Origin of the sequence: Pseudomonas coleopterorum, assembly GCF_900105555.1 — a bacterium.
In the GTDB taxonomy this organism is placed as follows: domain Bacteria; phylum Pseudomonadota; class Gammaproteobacteria; order Pseudomonadales; family Pseudomonadaceae; genus Aquipseudomonas; species Aquipseudomonas coleopterorum.
This window is the reverse complement of the sequence record NZ_FNTZ01000001.1, coordinates 206,023-223,948: the sequence shown is the minus strand read 5'-3', so window position 1 is coordinate 223,948 and position 17,926 is coordinate 206,023. Positions and strand designations below refer to the sequence as shown.

The window sequence follows — 17,926 nt, the reverse complement described above, 5'->3', positions numbered from 1 at the left end:
ATCACGCCCTGCCAGACAACAAAAAGCCCCGAACCAGTCGGGGCTTTTGCATGCAGCGCGTCAACGGCTCACATCAGGCAGCGATGGAGACCTTCAGCTTGTTCATCGCGCTTTTTTCCAACTGACGAATACGCTCGGCCGACACGTTGTACTTCTCGGCCAACTCGTGCAGCGTCGCCTTCTCCTCGGCAAGCCAGCGCTGGTAGAGAATGTCGCGGCTGCGATCGTCCAGTACCTGCAAGGCTTCGTGCAGGTTGGTGTTGGAATTGTCGCTCCAGTCGGCATCTTCGAGCTGACGCGCTGGGTCGTAGCGATGATCTTCCAGGTAGTTGGCTGGCGACTGGAACGCGCTGTCGTCGTCGGCTTCGGCAGCCGGATCGAAGGCCATGTCATGACCGGTCAGACGGCTTTCCATTTCGCGTACTTCACGCGGCTCCACGCCCAGGCTTTCGGCCACGCGGTGGACTTCTTCGTTGTTCAGCCAGGCCAGACGCTTCTTCTGGCTGCGCAAGTTGAAGAACAGCTTGCGCTGCGCCTTGGTGGTCGCCACTTTGACGATACGCCAGTTGCGCAGGATGAACTCGTGGATTTCAGCCTTGATCCAGTGCACGGCGAACGACACCAGGCGCACACCCATTTCGGGGTTGAAACGCTTTACGGCCTTCATCAGGCCGACGTTGCCTTCCTGGATAAGGTCGGCCTGAGCCAAACCGTAGCCCGAATAGCTGCGCGCGATATGCACGACGAAACGCAGGTGAGCGAGCACCATCTGCCGAGCCGCTCCAAGATCCTGCTCATAGTAGAGACTCTCGGCCAGTTCACGCTCCTGCTCGGGCGTCAGCAAGGGAATGCTGTTCACCGTATGCACGTAGGCTTCCAGGTTCGCACCCGGGACCAGCGCATAAGCAGGTTGCAAAGAAGTGGTCATACGAAAAAACCTCCGACTCACATGACTCATGCCCGTAGGCACTGCGAAAAATAGACCGGGAACCAGTTGACAAGTTCCCTATGACGCTTTAACGGTCCATGACAATAAAGTTAACTCAACTACATACTCAAAGAGCCTACATAGGTACTGCACAGATACTGCGGGCTAACGCGGCGCCAGTTCGCGCAGGTGCCGCCAGACCGCAATCCATGCACCGATATACCCTAACAATACCGCGCCTAGCAAGAGCGACAATCCGTCCGCCACAGGCACACCGCCCAGCGCGAAGTCACTGCCGTACAAGCCGGACAATCCAGTCACCGCATCGTTGAGCCAATCCAGGCCGAAGGCCAGGATACCCCAGGCGAAAATGCCTGCACCAAAGCCGTACAGCGCCCCCATGTACAAAAACGGCCGACGCACATAGCTGTCCGTGCCGCCTACCAATTTGATGACCTCGATTTCGATGCGGCGGTTCTCGATGTGCAGACGAATGGTGTTGCCAATCACCAGCAGCAACGCTGAAACCAGCAGCAGAGTGAGGCCGAAGACGAATCGATCACCCAGCTTGAGAATCGCTGCAAGCCGCTCTACCCATACCAGATCAAGCTGCGCCTGCTGCACCTTCGGCAACTCGGCGAGCTGCTGGCGCAGGCTCTCCAACGCAGCCTTGTCGATCTCCAGAGGCGTCACCACCACCACGCCGGGCAGCGGGTTTTCAGGCAGCTCCTTGAGCGCCTCACCCAGCCCGGACTGCTGCTGGAACTCACTCAACGCCTGCTCGCGGCTGACGAACTCGGCCTGGGCCACGCCCGACAGCCCCTTGATCTGCGTCACCAACGCCTGGCCTTCCCGCTCGCCGGCGTCGAGGTCCAGGTACAGCGAAATCTGCGCCGCACGCTGCCAGGAACCGCCCAGACGCTCGACGTTCTTGAGCAGCAGGGACAACCCCATGGGCAAACTCAGGGCCACCGCCATGACCAGGCAGGTAAAGAAACTGCCGATCGGCTGCTTGCCCAGACGGCGCAGGCTGTCGGTCCAGCTGGCCCGATGGCTTTCGATCCAGGCGCGCAGCAGGCTGCTGAAATCCGGCCCGTCATCGTCGTCATTGCGACGTTTCTTCGGCTTCTGCGGTTGGGGCTCGCCCCCCTTGGGCGCTACCCGGTCCGCGACCTTGGGACTGCGTGTCGCACTCATTGTCCTGCCTCTCCGTCACCGATCAGACGCCCACGCTGCAAAGTCAGCATGCGATGACGCATGCGCGCGATCAGCGCCAGATCGTGGCTGGCAATCAAGACGCTGGTGCCAAGCCGGTTGATGTCTTCGAAGACCCCCATGATCTCGGCCGCCAGACGCGGATCGAGGTTGCCGGTAGGTTCATCGGCGAGCAGCAAGGCTGGCTGATGGACGATGGCGCGGGCAATGCCCACACGCTGTTGCTGGCCCGTGGACAAGTCGCCGGGGTACAGCTCGGCCTTGTCCGCCAGCGCCACACGCTCCAGCGCCGAATCGACCTTCTTGGCGATTTCCGGCTTGCTCAGGCCAAGGATCTGCAGCGGCAGGGCGATGTTGTTGAACACCGTGCGATCGAACAATAACTGGTGATTCTGAAACACCACGCCGATCTGCCGACGCAGGAACGGAATCTGCGCGTTGGTGATCTGGCCCAGGTCCTGGCCGGCCAGCAGAAGCTTGCCGCTGGTGGGTCGCTCCATCGCCAGCAACAGACGCAGCAGGGTACTTTTGCCCGCGCCGGAATGACCGGTAACGAACAGGAATTCGCCACGCCGGACCCGAAAGCTCAGTTCATGCAGACCGACATGGCCATTGGGGTAGCGCTTGGCAACCTGTTCGAATCGAATCATGAAGGCTCCCGCTCGGCGAACAATGCCTGGACGAAGGGTTCTGCCTCGAAGGTGCGCAGGTCGTCGATGCCTTCGCCCACGCCTATGTAGCGGATGGGCAGGCCGAACTGCTTGGCCAGGGCGAAGATCACCCCGCCCTTGGCGGTACCGTCGAGCTTGGTCAGGGCCAGGCCGGTCAGGGCCACCGTCTGATTGAACTGCTTGGCCTGGTTGATCGCGTTCTGCCCGGTGCCGGCATCGAGCACCAGCAGCACTTCGTGCGGCGCCTGTTCGTCGAGCTTGCCCATCACCCGGCGGACTTTCTTCAGCTCTTCCATCAGGTTGTCTTTGGTGTGCAGACGGCCGGCGGTGTCGGCGATCAACACGTCGATGCCGCGCGACTTGGCAGCCTGCACGGCATCGAAGATGACCGACGCCGAATCGGCGCCGGTGTGCTGGGCGATGACCGGGATCTTGTTGCGCTCGCCCCACACCTGCAGTTGCTCCACAGCCGCAGCACGGAACGTGTCGCCCGCCGCCAGCATGACCTTCTTGCCTTCGAGCTGCAGCTTCTTGGCCAGCTTGCCGATGGTGGTGGTCTTGCCGGCGCCGTTGACGCCCACCACCAGAATCACGAACGGCTGGTGCTCGGCCTTGATCACCAGCGGTTGCTCGACCGGACGCAACAGTGCCGTCAGCTCACCTTGCAGCGCCTTGTACAAGGCGGCGGCATCGGTGAGTTCCTTGCGCGCGACCTTGCGGGTCAGGCTCTGGATGATCACCGAAGTGGCTTCAACGCCCACGTCGGCGGTCAGCAGTCGGGTTTCCAGCTCTTCGAGCAGATCGTCATCGATGATCTTGCTGCCCAGAAACAGGCTGGCCATGCCTTCGCCGAGGCTGGCGCTGGTCTTGGCCAAGCCCTGCTTGAGACGCGCGAAGAAGCCGGTCCTGGCCTGCCCTGCAGGTTGCGAGGCAACGACGGCAGGGGGCGATGCTTCGATAACGGGCGGCACGATGGTTGCCACAGGCGCTGGAATCGGAGCTGGAATCGGAGCTGGAGCAGGTGCCGGGGCTGGTGCGCTGGGCGCTGCAGGAGCAGGTGGCGGAACAGGAGCGGCAACCGGCTCTGCCGCGGCTGGGGCCGACACTTCCTGCCGTGGGGCGATGGCCGGCGGTGTCTGCGGCGCATCGTCCTCGACCAGCGCCACCGGTTCCTCGGGCACCGGCAGCACCAACCCGTGCGCAACGGGCTGCTCGGTTGGCGTCGGTACGGGCTCAGGTTCGGCTTCGACCTTGGGCGGCAGCACCGGCTCCGGGGCGAGCGCCACGGCAGCCTGCGCAGCCGTCTCGGCTTCGGTCGGGAGCTCCTGGGCGGCAGGGGGCGATGGCGGTTCGGCGACAGGTGTCTGCGGCTTCTTGCGCAGCCATCCGAACAGGCCTTTCTTTTCACCGGCCGGGGCCGGGGTCTTTTTGTCGTCGTTGGAACCAAACATGGAAGACGGCTATCTCAAGGTAGCGACACGCCAGGCGGCTTGTCGGAAAAAATTCGAAGACGCAACACAGACTGCTTTTACGCCGGCTCGTTCACGCGCAACATTTTGTCGAGTTGCCCAGGCAGGTTCATGCCAACCAGGCATGGCCCCCAGCGGACCGGATCAGTATCCTAGCACCTCCTCGCCCGTAGACGCTAAGGCCAAGCGGGTAGCTCTCAAGGTTCTAAATCCCATGAATGTCCTCGCCCGCCGCGCCGCAGGCCTGCTGCTCTGCACGCTCAGCCTGCCTCTGGCAGCTTTTGCCGCCGATACACAGCCCACGCACGAATTCACCCTGGACAATGGCCTCAAGGTCATCGTGCGCGAGGACCACCGCGCTCCGGTGGTGGTGTCCCAGATCTGGTACAAAGTCGGTTCCAGCTATGAAACGCCGGGCCAGACCGGCCTGTCCCACGCGCTCGAACACATGATGTTCAAGGGCACCGACAAACTGGGCCCAGGTGAAGGCTCGCGTATCCTGCGCGACCTCGGCGCCGAGGAAAACGCCTTCACCAGCGATGACTACACCGCCTATTACGAAGTGTTGGCCAAGGACCGCCTGGCCGTGGCGTTCGACCTCGAAGCCGACCGCATGGCCAGCCTGAGCCTGCCCGCCGAAGAGTTCGCGCGTGAAATCGAAGTCATCAAGGAAGAACGTCGCCTGCGCACCGACGACAAGCCCAGCGCCAAGGCCTACGAGATGTTCAAGGCCATGGCCTTTCCCGCCAGTGGCTACCACACGCCCACCATCGGCTGGATGGCTGACCTCGATCGCATGAAGGTCGAAGAACTGCGCCACTGGTACCAGGCCTGGTACGTGCCCAACAACGCCACCCTGGTGGTGGTGGGCGACGTCCAGCCTGACGAGGTGAAGGCGCTGGCTCAACGTTTCTTCGGCAACATCGCCAGCCGTGCCACGCCACCGGCGAAGATCCCGCTGGAACTGGCCACCCCTGGCCAGCGCCTGGCCACGCTGCATGTGCGCACCCAACTGCCGAGCCTGCTGTACGGCTTCAACGTTCCGGCCCTGGCCACTGCCGACAAGCCCCGCGATGTCCAGGCCTTGCGGCTGATCTCGGCACTGCTCGACGGTGGCTACAGCGCACGCATGGCTACCCGTCTGGAACGCGGTCAGGAGCTGATCTCCAGTGGCGGCGCCCAGTACGACCCCTTCACCCGTGGTGACAGCCTGTTCTTCATTTCCGCGACACCCAACGCGCAGAAGAAAAAGACCCTGGCCGACGTCGAGAAAGGCATCTGGAAGCTGCTCGACGAGCTCAAGACCACGCCGCCCTCGGCCGAGGAGCTCGAGCGCGTGCGTGCCCAGGTCATCGCCGATCTGGTCTACAGCCGCGACTCCATCAGCAGCCAGGCCACCACCATCGGCATGCTGGAAACCGTGGGGCTGTCGTGGAAGCTGATGGACAGCGAACTCGAAGATCTCAAGAGCGTGACGCCGCAGGACATCCAGAGCGCCGCCCGTACCTATTTCACCCGCGATCGCCTGAGCATCGCCCACGTTCTGCCCGAGGAAGCCGCTCATGAGTGAGCCCATCACCCCCCGTCGCCTCCTGGCTGGCTCGACCCTCCTGGTGCTGGCCGGCTGGCTGACCACCTTCGGTGCCCAGGCCGCAGACACCGCCAGCGCGGTCCAACCCACGCGTGGACTGCAATCGGTGAAGGAGCTGGGCAATACTGCCCCCAGTCATCGCAGTCTGAACATCCAGAACTGGACAACCGCCGAAGGCGCCAAGGTCCTGTTCGTCGAAGCGCACGAATTGCCGATGTTCGATCTGCGCCTCACCTTCGCCGCCGGTAGCAGCCAGGATCAGAACCACCCTGGCATCGCTCTGCTGACCAACGCCATGCTCAACGAAGGCGTGGCCGGCAAGGACGTCAGCGCCATTGCCCAAGGTTTCGAGGGCCTGGGCGCGGACTTTTCCAACGGCGCCTATCGCGACATGGCCGTGGCCTCGTTGCGCAGCCTCAGCGACACCGACAAGCGCACCCCGGCCCTCAAGCTGTTTGCCGATGTCGTCGGCAAGCCGACTTTTCCGGCCGATGCGCTGGCCCGCATCAAGAACCAACTGCTCGCCGGCTTCGAGTTCCAGAAGCAGAACCCCGCCAAGCTGGCCAGCAACGAGCTGTTCACGCGCCTGTATGGCAGCCATCCGTATGCACACCCCAGTGAAGGCGACGCCAAGAGCCTCCCCGGCCTGAGCATCGAACAGCTGCGTGCCTTCCATAAGCGCGCCTATGCTGCCGGCAATGCGGTCATCGCCATCGTCGGCGATCTGTCGCGAAACGAAGCCGAGCAGATCGCCGCACAAGTCTCCAGCGCCCTGCCCAAGGGCCCTGCGCTGGCCAAGCCGGCACAGCCAGCCGTACCAGCGGCCGGCGTGACCCATATCGACTTCCCGTCCAAGCAGACGCAGATGTTCATTGCGCAGCTGGGCATCGATCGCAAGGATCCGGATTTCGCCGCGCTGTCCATGGGCAACCAGATCCTTGGGGGTGGCGCATTCGGTACGCGGCTGATGAGCGAAGTCCGGGAGAAACGCGGCCTGACCTACGGTGTCTACTCGGCGTTCACCCCGATGCAGGTCCGTGGACCGTTCATGATAAACCTGCAGACCCGCGCCGAACTCAGCGATGGCACCTTGAAGCTGGTGCAGGACATCCTGCGCGACTACCTCAAGACGGGCCCCACTCAGGAAGAACTGGACAACGCCAAGCGTGAACAGGCCGGCAGCTTCCCGCTGTCCAATGCCAGCAACGCGAGCATCGTCGCGCAACTGGGCGCCACCGGGTTCTATGACATGCCGCTGACCTGGATGGAAGACTTCCTGCAGCAGTCGCAGGCGCTGACCGTGGAGCAGGTGAAAACCGCGATGAACAAACATCTGGATGCCGATAAACTGGTGATCGTCACGGCTGGCCCCAAGGTTGCGCAGCAACCCTTGCCGGCCCCAACGGACAAACCTACCGAGCAACCGCTCGGCGTACCGGAGCATTGATGGCCAGCGTCAAACCCAAGCAACCCCATGGTGGCCAAGGCCACCTGCGCATCATCGGTGGCCAGTGGCGCAGCCGCAAGCTGGGCTTCCCGGAAGCACCCGGCCTGCGCCCGACTCCTGATCGGGTACGCGAAACGCTGTTCAACTGGCTGGCAGCGCACATCGAAGGTGCCAAGGTGCTAGATGCCTTCACCGGCAGTGGTGCCCTGTACCTCGAAGCGCTGTCCCGTGGCGCCAGCATGGCATTGGCGCTGGATGCCAATGCCACCGCCATTTCCAGCCTTCGGCACAATCTGGACCTGCTTGGTTGCGCCACGGGCCAGTTGCTGCAAAGCGATGCGTTGAAGTACCTGGAAACCCAGACTCCGAGCGCATTCGATCTGGTGTTCCTCGACCCACCCTTCCACCAGAACCTGCTGCCGGCGACCTGCACGCTGCTGGAAGAAAAAGGCTGGCTGGCAGAGCGCGCCTGGATCTACACCGAGAGCGAGACACCGCCCTCAGCGTTGCAGATGCCGGCTACCTGGCGCTTGCACCGCGAGAAGAAAGCCGGGCAGGTCTACTACTCTCTGTGGCAGCGTGGCTGACACCGGCTTGTCAGGGCATTCATGTTGAACGCAGCACATCCTCGCTTTCGCCCAGCCCTCGGGCTGGCCAACCCACACCTGCAGACGCTGTGGGGCCCCTTGTGGCGCAAGCAACCGGCGTTGCCGCGCGAGCGGGAGCGTCTGTGGCTGGCGGACGGTGATTTCGTCGACCTCGACTGGCACGGCCCCCACACACCCCACGCCCCGTTGGTGGTGGTACTGCACGGTCTGACCGGATCATCCAACTCGCCCTACGTCGCCGGCCTGCAAAGGCAATTGGGCAAGTACGGGTGTGCCAGCGTGGCCGTCAACTGGCGCGGCTGTTCCGGCGAGCCCAATCTTCTGGCGCAAAGCTACCATTCGGGTGCCAGCGAAGACCTCCAGCACGTACTCGATCACCTGGGCGCACAGAGGCCCCAGGCGCCGCTGTTCGCCGTGGGTTACTCACTGGGCGGCAACATTCTGCTCAAGCACCTGGGCGAAAGTGGGCCGAACAGTCCGTTGCAGGCCGCCGTGGCGGTCTCTGTGCCGTTCCGCCTGGATCAGTGCGCCGACCGCATGACCCAAGGCTTTTCCCGGGTGTACCAGGCCCATTTCATGCGCGCCATGCTTGCCTACCTGACCGACAAGCGCAGTCGCTTCCAGCAGGAAGGGCATCACGAAGGGCTGGCGGCGCTGGAAGCTCTGGGGTCATTGCAGGGCATCAAGACCTTCTGGGACTTCGATGGCCAAGTCACGGCGCCGCTGCACGGTTTCAAGGACGCGCAGGACTACTATCGACGCTCTTCGAGTCGGTACTACCTGGGTGGCATTGCAAAACCCACGTTGATCATCCAGGCGCAGGACGATCCATTCGTGTTCCCCCACAGCCTGCCGACCGCCGAAGAGATGTCGCCCTGCATAGAATTCGAACTGCATGCACGAGGCGGTCATGTCGGTTTCGTCGAGGGCAGCCTGCGCCAACCCGGCTATTACCTGGAACGGCGCATACCGCAATGGCTGAATCAGTGGATCGATTTCATGAGCCCGTCTGCACAGGTCGCTGCGGATCGGTGATCCAGTCGCTCCAGGAGCCTGCATACAGTGTCGCCAACGGGTAACCGGCCAGGGCCATGGCGAACAGGTTGTGGCAGGCGGTGACGCCGGAACCGCAATAAGCCACCGCCTGTTCCGCGGTCCGGCCCTGCAATTGGGCGGCGAAGCGCTCACGCAATTGCGCTGGCGGCAGAAAGCGGCCATCGGGCCCCAGGTTTTCGGTGAAGGCCGCGCACTGCGCACCGGGGATATGCCCGGCAACAGGATCGATGGGCTCCACCTCGCCCAGAAATCTGGGCAACGCGCGTGCATCCAGCAAGGTCAACTGTGGATCTTCCAGGCGTGCCTGCAGATCGGTCGCATCCACCACCCTTGCGCCATCCGGTGTGCCGACAAAATTGCCGGGCTCGGTGGGCGCAGCATCCAGGCTCAAGGGCAGCCCGGCGGCGTGCCAGGCGGCCAGCCCTCCATCGAGCAGAAAGACGCCATCGCGCTTGCCCAGCCAGGTCAGCAGCCACCACGCCCGCGCCGCATAGGCGCCGGGCCCGTCGTCATAGACGACGACTTTGCTGTCTGCATCGATGCCCCAACGCTGCAACCGCTCCTGCAAGTGCGCAGGTTCGGGCAACGGATGACGCCCGGTCACGCCCTTGATCACCGGCGCACTAAGGTCGCGGCCCAGGTCGGCGAAATGGGCACCGGCGATGTGGCCTTCGGCATAGCTGCGCTGGCCATAGTCGGCGTCTTCGAGGCTGTAGCGGCAGTCCAGCAGGACCCATTCAGGGGAATCGAGGTGTTCGGCGAGTGCTTGCGGGCTGATCAGTTGCGCGAGGGGCATGAAGGACTCCAGCGGTGAATGAATGATGGACCTGCCCGCCGCCGGAGCAGCTCGGACAGCAGCCATCGCGGCATGAATCACTGTAGCAGTCGGCACGGCGGCGCACGCAGCGCACCCGGCCTGTCCGCCATCCTACCGCGGACACGCATGCACCGCGACAGCGTGCCACAGGCGATCACCCTTGCATTGCGCCCGCGATGCAGGCTTGGCCGACCTCTCCGGCTGCGATACCATCGCACTCCCCAACCGATTCCCGCCAGGACGCCGTGATGAACCGAGTGTTGTACCCAGGTACCTTCGACCCGATCACCAAGGGTCACGGTGATCTGGTCGAACGCGCTTCGCGCCTGTTCGATCACGTGATCATCGCGGTCGCCGCGAGCCCCAAGAAGAATCCGTTGTTCGCCCTCGAACAACGCGTGGAGTTGGCGCGCGAAGTGACACGGCACTTGCCGAACGTCGAAGTCGTCGGTTTCTCGACCTTGCTCGCACACTTCGCCAAGGAACAGAACGCCAACGTGCTGCTGCGTGGCCTGCGAGCGGTGTCCGATTTCGAATACGAGTTCCAGCTGGCCAACATGAACCGGCAATTGGCGCCGGACGTGGAAAGCCTGTTCCTCACGCCTTCGGAACGTTATTCCTTCATTTCTTCGACGCTGGTGCGAGAAATCGCCGCGCTGGGCGGAGACATCACCAAGTTCGTTCACCCGGCCGTGGCCGAGGCCTTGACCCAGCGCTTCAGCAAGAAGTAGGCATCCGGTGCTGCGCCCGCGTGCACTGCGGGCGCTAATGCGGCACAATTGCGGCCATTGGTTTTCACATGCCTGGGCCGTAGTCTCGGGCCGGAGTTTTCATGTCCCTGATCATCACCGACGATTGCATCAATTGCGACGTCTGCGAACCCGAGTGCCCGAACGCTGCCATTTCCCAGGGGGAAGAGATCTACGTGATCGATCCCAACCTGTGTACCCAGTGTGTAGGGCATTACGACGAGCCGCAGTGTCAGCAGGTCTGCCCGGTGGATTGCATTCCACTGGACGAAGCGCACCCTGAATCCCAGGAACAGCTGATGGCAAAGTACCGGCAGATCACCGGCAAGCACTGAATTCCCATAGCAACGCCGGCTCAATTGCCGGCGTTGTTATAGCCGCTCTGCGTACAGCCCAGGCAACGCACGAACGCTGCCTTGCCTGGATCCACCACCAGAGCCTTGCCGCTCGCCCCGACGTTGCCACCGGCTGCAGTGAACGGTAACGAGATCACGAACAGACCTGCGCCCACGATGGTGGCGGCGACCAGCAACGGCCGCGCAATCAGCAGGTCGCCGATCATCGCGTAGGCTGGCGGATTCTGGATCTGGTAGGTCGGGTCACCGCTGCTTGCGCTCATGCTCGAGTCGGCAGCGATGGCCGGCACGGCGTGCAGGCCGAAACTGACGATCAGCGCCAGCGACAGGGTTCGAAACAGGTTCATGGCACAATCCTTCTGCTCACGTGGGCGACTGCGATTTGCGATGCGGTAACTATATCAGTTGCTCGTGATTGTGCAGGACAGGCGCGAGCCGCTTCTTGAAGAGCCGAAGGCTTGGCTATCCCTGCCCCTCTCGACACCGTCCGTGCAGCACAGTCATTTCTGGCAACGCGGGCAATACACGCTGGCACGCTGGCCCAGCTTGACCTCACGCAAGGTGGTGCCGCAGACCTTGCACAGCTGCCCACCGCGACCATAGACGAACAATTCCTGCTGAAAGTAGCCCGGCTGGCCATCCCCCCCGATGAAATCACGCAACGTGGTGCCGCCGCGCTCGATCGCATAGGTCAGGATGCGCTTGATCTCGACCGCCAGGCGCAGGTAGCGGGCACGGGATATGCCTCCCGCCGCGCGACGCGGATCGATACCGGCGGCGAACAGCGCTTCGGTCGCGTAGATATTGCCCACACCCACCACCACGGCGTTGTCCATGATGAACGGCTTGACCGCCATGCTGCGCCCACGCGACAGCTGGAACAGCCTTTCGCCGTCGAACAGCTCGGTCAACGGCTCGGGGCCCAGGCGCAGGAGCAGTTCGTGGTTGAGCGGATCCTGGCTCCAGAGCATGGCGCCGAAGCGCCGGGGATCGGTATAGCGCAAGGCCATGCCTGACTCCAGCTCGATATCGACGTGCTCGTGCTTGAGCGCCGGCAAGCCGGCTTCGACCAGACGCAGATTGCCCGACATCCCCAAATGGCTGATCAAGGTACCCACTTCGGCGTTGATCAGCAGGTACTTGGCCCGCCGCTCGACCGCCACGATCCGTTGCCCGGACAGGCGCGCATCCAGGTCTTCGGGAATCGGCCAGCGCAGGCGTCGATCGCGCACGATGACGCGGCTCACACGCTGCCCTTCCAGGTGCGGGGCGATGCCCCGACGGGTGGTTTCTACTTCGGGTAATTCAGGCATGGGGCTCCTGACGGGAAACGCGGATCGATAGGCAAGCATGCCCCAGGCTCGACGCCTCGGACAGCGCGGATTCTAACCGCTGCGGCCCCTAGCGCCCACCGTGCGCGGCGGGTCATTTGTCGAATCCCCCATTCGAGGCCGGGACCAAAGGGGTATACTCCCGCTCTTTTTTACCCGGAGCGACTTCATGTCCCTGCCCAGCCTTCGCCTCAAAGCCAACGCCGACCGCCGCCTGCGCGCCGGCCACCTGTGGGTCTACAGCAACGAGATCGACGTGGCCGCGACCCCGCTGAACGGTTTCCAGGCGGGCGACCAGGCCATTCTCGAAGCGGCGGGCGGCAAGCCTCTGGGCATCGTCGCACTGAGCCCGAACAACCTGATCTGCGCCCGCCTGCTGTCGCGCGACGTCAAGCTGAGCCTGGACAAGTCGTTGCTGGTGCATCGCCTCAACGTCTGCCTGTCGCTGCGCGAGCGGCTGTTCGACAAGCCGTTCTATCGCCTGGTGTACGGTGATTCCGACCTGCTGCCGGGCCTGGTCGTGGATCGTTTCGGCGACATTCTGGTGGTGCAGCTCGCTTCGGCCACCATGGAACGCTACAAGGCCGATGTCATGGCCGCGCTGATCCAGGTGATCAAGCCCAGCGGCATCCTGTTCAAGAACGATTCCGCCGCCCGCGATGCCGAAGGCCTGGAGCGCTACGTGGAAAGCGCGTTCGGCGTGGTCCCGGAGTGGGTCGCTTTGGAAGAGAACGGCGTGAAGTTCGAAGCCCCCGTGATGGAAGGCCAGAAGACCGGCTGGTTCTACGACCACCGCATGAACCGCGCGCGCCTGGCGCCGTACGTCAAGGGCAAGCGTGTGCTCGACCTGTTCAGCTACATCGGCGGTTGGGGCGTGCAGGCCGGCGCATTCGGCGCCAGCGAAGTGTTCTGCGTCGACGCTTCGGGCTTCGCCCTCGATGGCGTCGAGCGCAATGCCGCGCTCAATGGCTTCGCCGAGAAAGTCACCTGCGTGGAAGGTGACGTGTTCGAGGCCTTGAAAGAGCTGAAGGCCGCCGAAGAACGCTTCGACGTGATCGTCGCCGACCCACCCGCGTTCATCAAGCGCAAGAAGGACCTGAAGAACGGCGAAGGCGCCTACCGCCGCCTCAACGAGCAAGCCATGCGCCTGCTCAGCAAGGACGGCATCCTGGTCAGCGCTTCGTGCTCCATGCACCTGCCCGAGGACGACCTGCAGAACATCCTGCTGACCAGCGCTCGCCACCTGGACCGCAACATCCAACTGCTCGAACGCGGCGGCCAAGGCCCGGACCATCCGGTGCATCCAGCGATTCCGGAGACGCGGTACATCAAGAGCATCACGTGCCGGTTGTTGCCTAATAGCTGATGCAGCGGCGCTTTTGACGCGGCTCGCGCCGCTGCTACAGGGGCTATGTAGCAGCAGCGCGAGCCGCGTCAGGCATCACTGGCGATTACTTGCCCTGCCCCACGTTCCATCCTTCCCCCATGGGTGTAGAATCGCCCTACTCTTCGCCAATCATCCCCCGGCGGGTTTATGAGCTCGGCCGAACGCGTGGCGATCCCGCAGCGTTACCGGCCTCATCCGCAAGCACGGCAACACACCGACCGAGCGTGCCGCGGACCAGGAAAAGCTCACTCCCTCACTGAAACCCGATTAGCCGCCCGGAGTCGTTCCATGCCTGACTATCGCTCGAAAACATCCACCCACGGCCGCAACATGGCCGGTGCCCGCGCGCTGTGGCGTGCCACTGGCATGAAGGATGACGATTTCAAGAAGCCGATCATCGCCATCGCCAACTCGTTCACCCAGTTCGTACCGGGCCATGTGCACCTCAAGGACCTGGGTCAGCTGGTTGCACGCGAGATCGAGCGCGCGGGTGGCGTGGCCAAGGAATTCAACACGATTGCGGTGGACGACGGCATCGCCATGGGCCATGACGGGATGCTGTATTCCCTGCCCAGCCGCGAGATCATCGCCGACTCGGTCGAGTACATGGTCAATGCCCACTGCGCCGACGCCATCGTGTGCATCTCCAACTGCGACAAGATCACCCCGGGCATGCTGATGGCCGCCTTGCGCCTGAACGTGCCGGTGATCTTCGTTTCCGGCGGGCCGATGGAAGCCGGCAAGACCAAACTGGCCAGCCACGGCCTGGACCTGGTCGACGCCATGGTGATTGCCGCCGACGCCACCGCCTCGGATGAAAAGGTCGCCGAATACGAGCGCAGCGCCTGCCCTACCTGTGGTTCGTGCTCCGGCATGTTCACCGCCAACTCGATGAACTGCCTGACCGAAGCCCTGGGCCTGGCCTTGCCGGGCAACGGTTCCACGCTGGCGACCCACAGCGACCGCGAGCAGTTGTTCCTGCAGGCGGGCCGCACCATCGTCGAGTTGTGCAAACGCTACTACGGCGAGAACGACGAATCGGTCCTGCCGCGCAACATCGCCAACTTCAAGGCGTTCGAAAACGCCATGATGCTGGACATCGCCATGGGCGGTTCGACCAACACCATCCTGCACTTGCTGGCCGCAGCCCAGGAAGCCGAGATCGACTTCGACCTGCGTGACATCGATCGTCTGTCGCGCAGCGTGCCGCAGCTGTGCAAGGTGGCGCCGAACATCCAGAAATACCACATGGAAGACGTGCACCGTGCCGGTGGCATCTTCAGCATCCTCGGTTCGCTGGCCCGTGGCGGCCTGCTGCACACCGACCTGCCGACCGTGCACAGCCGCAGCATGGCCGAAGCCATCGCCAAGTGGGACATCACCCAGACCACCGACGAAGCGGTGCATCACTTCTTCAAGGCGGGCCCGGCGGGCATTCCGACACAAACCGCGTTCAGCCAGTCGACACGCTGGGACACTTTGGACGACGACCGCGAAAATGGCTGCATCCGCAGCTTCGAACATGCCTACTCCCAGGAGGGCGGCCTGGCCGTGCTCTACGGCAACATCGCGCTGGACGGTTGCGTGGTGAAAACCGCCGGTGTGGATGAGTCGATCCATGTGTTCGAAGGCAATGCCAAGATCTTCGAAAGCCAGGACAGCGCCGTGCGCGGCATCCTTGCCGACGAAGTGAAGGCCGGTGACATCGTGATCATTCGCTACGAGGGTCCCAAAGGTGGTCCGGGCATGCAGGAGATGCTGTATCCCACCTCCTACCTGAAATCCAAGGGCTTGGGCAAAGCCTGCGCATTGCTCACCGACGGACGTTTCTCGGGCGGCACTTCGGGCCTGTCCATCGGCCATGCGTCGCCTGAGGCAGCCGCCGGTGGCGCCATCGGTCTGGTGCAGGACGGCGACAAGGTGCTGATCGACATCCCCAATCGCTCGATCAACCTGCTGGTGGACGATGCCGAGTTGGCAGCCCGTCGCGCCGAGCAGGACAAGAAGGGCTGGAAGCCGGTCGAGGTGCGTCCACGCAAGGTGACCACCGCGCTCAAGGCCTACGCCCTGCTGGCCACCAGCGCCGACAAAGGTGCCGTGCGCAACAAGGCGATGCTCGACGGGCTGTAAGCCCCCGTCGTTTCGTGGTCCTGAATGGATCCTCACAGCGCCAGCGTGAGGATCCACTCCAAGCCTTGGAAACACGCCTGACACTTATTCCAAAAACACCTAAGCATCTTCCATTCAGGTATTAATCGCCTTTCGATTCAAGGTGTTAGCATCCGCGATTGACCAGCGCCCGCAGAGGTGCGGTCCTTCATTTTCCGGAGCTGACATGAACCTGCCCCTCTTGTTGAATCTGCTGATCTTCGCAGCGCTGCTGCTGGGTTTGGCACAAACCCGTCGCACCGATTGGAGCCTGGCCAAGAAGGTCCTGCTGGGCCTGGCTCTGGGCGTGCTGTTCGGTATCGGCCTGCACACCGTCTATGGTGCCGGGCACCCCGTGCTCAAGAGCACCATCGGCTGGCTGGAGCTGGTTGGCAACGGCTATGTGCAGTTGCTGCAGATGATCGTCATGCCGTTGATCTTCGCGTCGATCCTCAGCGCCGTGGCCCGTCTGCACAACGCCTCTTCGCTGGGCAAGATCAGCTTCCTGACCATCGGCACGTTGCTGTTCACCACCGCCATCGCCGCGCTGATCGGCATCGGACTGACCAACCTGTTCGGCCTGACCGCCGAGGGCCTGGTGGCCGGGACTCAGGAAGCTGCGCGCCTGGCCACGATTCAGAGCGATTACGCGGGTAAGGTTGCCGACCTCAACGTGCCGCAACTGTTGCTGTCGTTCATTCCGCAGAATCCCTTCGCCGACCTGGCGCGCGCCAAGCCCACCTCGATCATCAGCGTGGTGATCTTCGCTGCGTTTCTGGGGATGGCGGCGTTGCAACTGCTCAAGGACGATGCGGACAAGGGCACAAAAGTGCTCGCTGCGATCGACGTGCTGCAAGCCTGGGTGATGCGCCTGGTGCGCCTGGTGATGAAGCTGACACCCTATGGCGTGCTGGCCCTGATGGCCAAGGTGGTGGCCAGTTCCAACGTGCAGGACATCGTCAAGCTGGGCAGCTTCGTGGTGGTGTCGTACATCGGCCTGGCGCTGATGTTCGCGGTGCACGGGCTGCTGCTGAGCCTGGCCGGGGTCAACCCGCTGCGCTTCTTTCGCAAGGTCTGGCCGGTGCTGACCTTCGCCTTCACCAGCCGCTCCAGCGCGGCGACCATTCCACTGAGCATCGAAGCGCAGACCCGGCGTCTGGGCGTGCCTCAAGCGATTGCCAGCTTCGCGGCATCGTTCGGCGCGACGATCGGCCAGAACGGTTGCGCCGGTCTTTATCCAGCCATGCTGGCGGTGATGGTCGCGCCCACGGTTGGGATCAATCCACTGGATCCGCTGTGGATCGCCACGTTGGTGGGCATCGTCACCCTGAGTTCGGCCGGTGTGGCCGGGGTCGGCGGCGGCGCGACGTTCGCAGCGTTGATCGTGCTGCCGGCCATGGGCTTGCCGGTCACCCTGGTGGCGCTGTTGATTTCAGTCGAACCGTTGATCGACATGGGCCGCACCGCCCTGAACGTGAGCGGCTCGATGGCGGCGGGCACCATCACCAGCCAAGTGATGGGTCAGACCGACAAGGCGCTGCTGGCGGCCGATGAGCACAAGGAACTGGCCTCGGCCTAACCGGTATTGCCTGTTCGCGGGTGCCTTCTGGTAAAGGCAGCGCGAACAGGCAACCCGATCACCTGCGTTCCCACACCTCGAACGCGTAGGCCGGTTTGTCATCGACCGCTTCGTTCGCCACGCTCGACACCTTTTGCCACTGGTTCTCGTCGAACTCGGGAAACCAGGCGTCCCCTTCCGGCTGCAAGGCGACTCGCGTCAAGTACAGGCGGTCCGCCTGAGCGAGACTCAGCTCGTACAGCTGAGCACCACCGATGAGCATTACCTCGTCCGCGCCCTGTTCGTGAGCCCAGGCTTCGGCCCGCTCGATGGCCGCGTCCAGCGAAGCGAACACTTCCGCACCCGGCAGTTGCAGGTCCGGCTGGCGGCTGACCACCAGGTTCAGGCGGCCAGGCAGTGGTCGGCCCAGCGAATCCCAGGTCTTGCGACCCATGATGATCGGCTTGCCCAGGGTGGTGGCCTTGAAATACTTGAAATCGCCCGGCAGGTGCCAGGGCATGCTGTTGTCGATGCCGATCACGCGATTCTCGGCGAGTGCCGCGATCAGGCTTAAAGGGAGAGATGTCTTCATGGC

At 63.2% G+C, this 17,926-nt stretch carries 17 protein-coding genes; 9 read left to right on the top strand and 8 right to left on the bottom strand.

All coding sequences use genetic code 11. The features are described 5' to 3' along the window. Positions 1 to 73 precede the first annotated feature (73 nt). The 4 genes from rpoH to ftsY all read right to left on the bottom strand — a co-directional run bounded on the left by rpoH (position 74) and on the right by ftsY (position 4,265). Entirely contained in the window at positions 74 to 928 is an 855-nt protein-coding gene (gene rpoH / locus BLV18_RS00975) for an RNA polymerase sigma factor RpoH (RefSeq protein ID WP_043191535.1), read from the bottom strand. A gap of 165 nt (positions 929 to 1,093) precedes the next feature. Then, complete coding sequence (ftsX, locus tag BLV18_RS00970; protein ID WP_049861686.1) at positions 1,094 to 2,125, bottom strand: permease-like cell division protein FtsX; 1,032 nt, start codon at positions 2,123 to 2,125, stop codon at positions 1,094 to 1,096. Next, positions 2,122 to 2,793, bottom strand: a complete 672-nt coding sequence (gene ftsE / locus BLV18_RS00965) for a cell division ATP-binding protein FtsE (protein WP_043191541.1) — start codon at positions 2,791 to 2,793, stop codon at positions 2,122 to 2,124. Before ftsE ends, ftsX begins: the two co-directional genes overlap by 4 nt. After that, positions 2,790 to 4,265 carry a signal recognition particle-docking protein FtsY gene (ftsY, locus tag BLV18_RS00960; protein WP_090355581.1) on the bottom strand — a complete coding sequence of 492 codons (1,476 nt, stop codon included), beginning with the start codon at positions 4,263 to 4,265 and terminating at the stop codon, positions 2,790 to 2,792. The genes ftsE and ftsY overlap by 4 nt, the downstream gene beginning before the upstream one ends. A 232-nt stretch (positions 4,266 to 4,497) precedes the next feature. Here ftsY and BLV18_RS00955 point away from each other — a divergent pair, with 232 nt between their 5' ends. The 4 genes from BLV18_RS00955 to BLV18_RS00940 are packed head-to-tail and all read left to right on the top strand — an operon-like array spanning position 4,498 to position 8,964. Beyond that, complete coding sequence (locus BLV18_RS00955; RefSeq protein ID WP_090355577.1) at positions 4,498 to 5,853, top strand: M16 family metallopeptidase; 1,356 nt, start codon at positions 4,498 to 4,500, stop codon at positions 5,851 to 5,853. Continuing rightward, the gene (locus tag BLV18_RS00950; protein ID WP_090355574.1) at positions 5,846 to 7,321 is read left to right on the top strand and encodes a M16 family metallopeptidase; all 1,476 of its coding nucleotides are present in this window, start codon (positions 5,846 to 5,848) and stop codon (positions 7,319 to 7,321) included. Before BLV18_RS00955 ends, BLV18_RS00950 begins: the two co-directional genes overlap by 8 nt. Beyond that, positions 7,321 to 7,908 (top strand): 16S rRNA (guanine(966)-N(2))-methyltransferase RsmD, encoded by a 588-nt coding sequence (gene rsmD / locus BLV18_RS00945; RefSeq protein WP_049861682.1) that lies wholly within the window; start codon positions 7,321 to 7,323, stop codon positions 7,906 to 7,908. The genes BLV18_RS00950 and rsmD overlap by 1 nt, the downstream gene beginning before the upstream one ends. A 21-nt stretch (positions 7,909 to 7,929) precedes the next feature. Next, positions 7,930 to 8,964, top strand: a complete 1,035-nt coding sequence (locus BLV18_RS00940) for a hydrolase (RefSeq protein ID WP_090355571.1) — start codon at positions 7,930 to 7,932, stop codon at positions 8,962 to 8,964. On the opposite strand, the gene BLV18_RS00935 is transcribed toward BLV18_RS00940, so the two are convergent. Then, positions 8,927 to 9,781, bottom strand: a complete 855-nt coding sequence (locus tag BLV18_RS00935; protein ID WP_090355569.1) for a sulfurtransferase — start codon at positions 9,779 to 9,781, stop codon at positions 8,927 to 8,929. The genes BLV18_RS00940 and BLV18_RS00935 overlap by 38 nt on opposite strands. Positions 9,782 to 10,050: 269 nt before the next feature. On the opposite strand from BLV18_RS00935, the gene coaD reads away from it, so the two are divergent. Both coaD and BLV18_RS00925 read left to right on the top strand, forming a co-directional pair. After that, a complete protein-coding gene (gene coaD, locus BLV18_RS00930) occupies positions 10,051 to 10,533 on the top strand; it encodes a pantetheine-phosphate adenylyltransferase (protein ID WP_049861679.1) in 483 nt (160 codons plus the stop codon). Between the two features lie 101 nt (positions 10,534 to 10,634). Continuing rightward, a complete protein-coding gene (locus tag BLV18_RS00925; RefSeq protein ID WP_049861678.1) occupies positions 10,635 to 10,886 on the top strand; it encodes a YfhL family 4Fe-4S dicluster ferredoxin in 252 nt (83 codons plus the stop codon). Between the two features lie 20 nt (positions 10,887 to 10,906). On the opposite strand, the gene BLV18_RS00920 is transcribed toward BLV18_RS00925, so the two are convergent. Then, entirely contained in the window at positions 10,907 to 11,254 is a 348-nt protein-coding gene (locus tag BLV18_RS00920; RefSeq protein ID WP_049861677.1) for a hypothetical protein, read from the bottom strand. A gap of 153 nt (positions 11,255 to 11,407) precedes the next feature. Then, complete coding sequence (mutM, locus tag BLV18_RS00915) at positions 11,408 to 12,220, bottom strand: bifunctional DNA-formamidopyrimidine glycosylase/DNA-(apurinic or apyrimidinic site) lyase (RefSeq protein WP_049861676.1); 813 nt, start codon at positions 12,218 to 12,220, stop codon at positions 11,408 to 11,410. Between the two features lie 187 nt (positions 12,221 to 12,407). Between mutM and BLV18_RS00910 the strand changes: the two genes are divergently transcribed. The 3 genes from BLV18_RS00910 (at position 12,408) to BLV18_RS00900 (ending at position 17,352) form a co-directional block, all read left to right on the top strand. Next, complete coding sequence (locus tag BLV18_RS00910; protein ID WP_049861675.1) at positions 12,408 to 13,604, top strand: class I SAM-dependent rRNA methyltransferase; 1,197 nt, start codon at positions 12,408 to 12,410, stop codon at positions 13,602 to 13,604. A 309-nt stretch (positions 13,605 to 13,913) separates the two neighbouring features. Further along, positions 13,914 to 15,755 (top strand): dihydroxy-acid dehydratase, encoded by a 1,842-nt coding sequence (gene ilvD / locus BLV18_RS00905; protein ID WP_049861674.1) that lies wholly within the window; start codon positions 13,914 to 13,916, stop codon positions 15,753 to 15,755. Positions 15,756 to 15,960: 205 nt separating this feature from the next. Beyond that, the gene (locus BLV18_RS00900) at positions 15,961 to 17,352 is read left to right on the top strand and encodes an L-cystine transporter (protein WP_090355566.1); all 1,392 of its coding nucleotides are present in this window, start codon (positions 15,961 to 15,963) and stop codon (positions 17,350 to 17,352) included. A gap of 58 nt (positions 17,353 to 17,410) precedes the next feature. Here BLV18_RS00900 and BLV18_RS00895 read toward each other — a convergent pair whose 3' ends face one another. Beyond that, the gene (locus tag BLV18_RS00895; RefSeq protein ID WP_090355564.1) at positions 17,411 to 17,923 is read right to left on the bottom strand and encodes a dihydrofolate reductase; all 513 of its coding nucleotides are present in this window, start codon (positions 17,921 to 17,923) and stop codon (positions 17,411 to 17,413) included. Positions 17,924 to 17,926 lie beyond the last annotated feature (3 nt).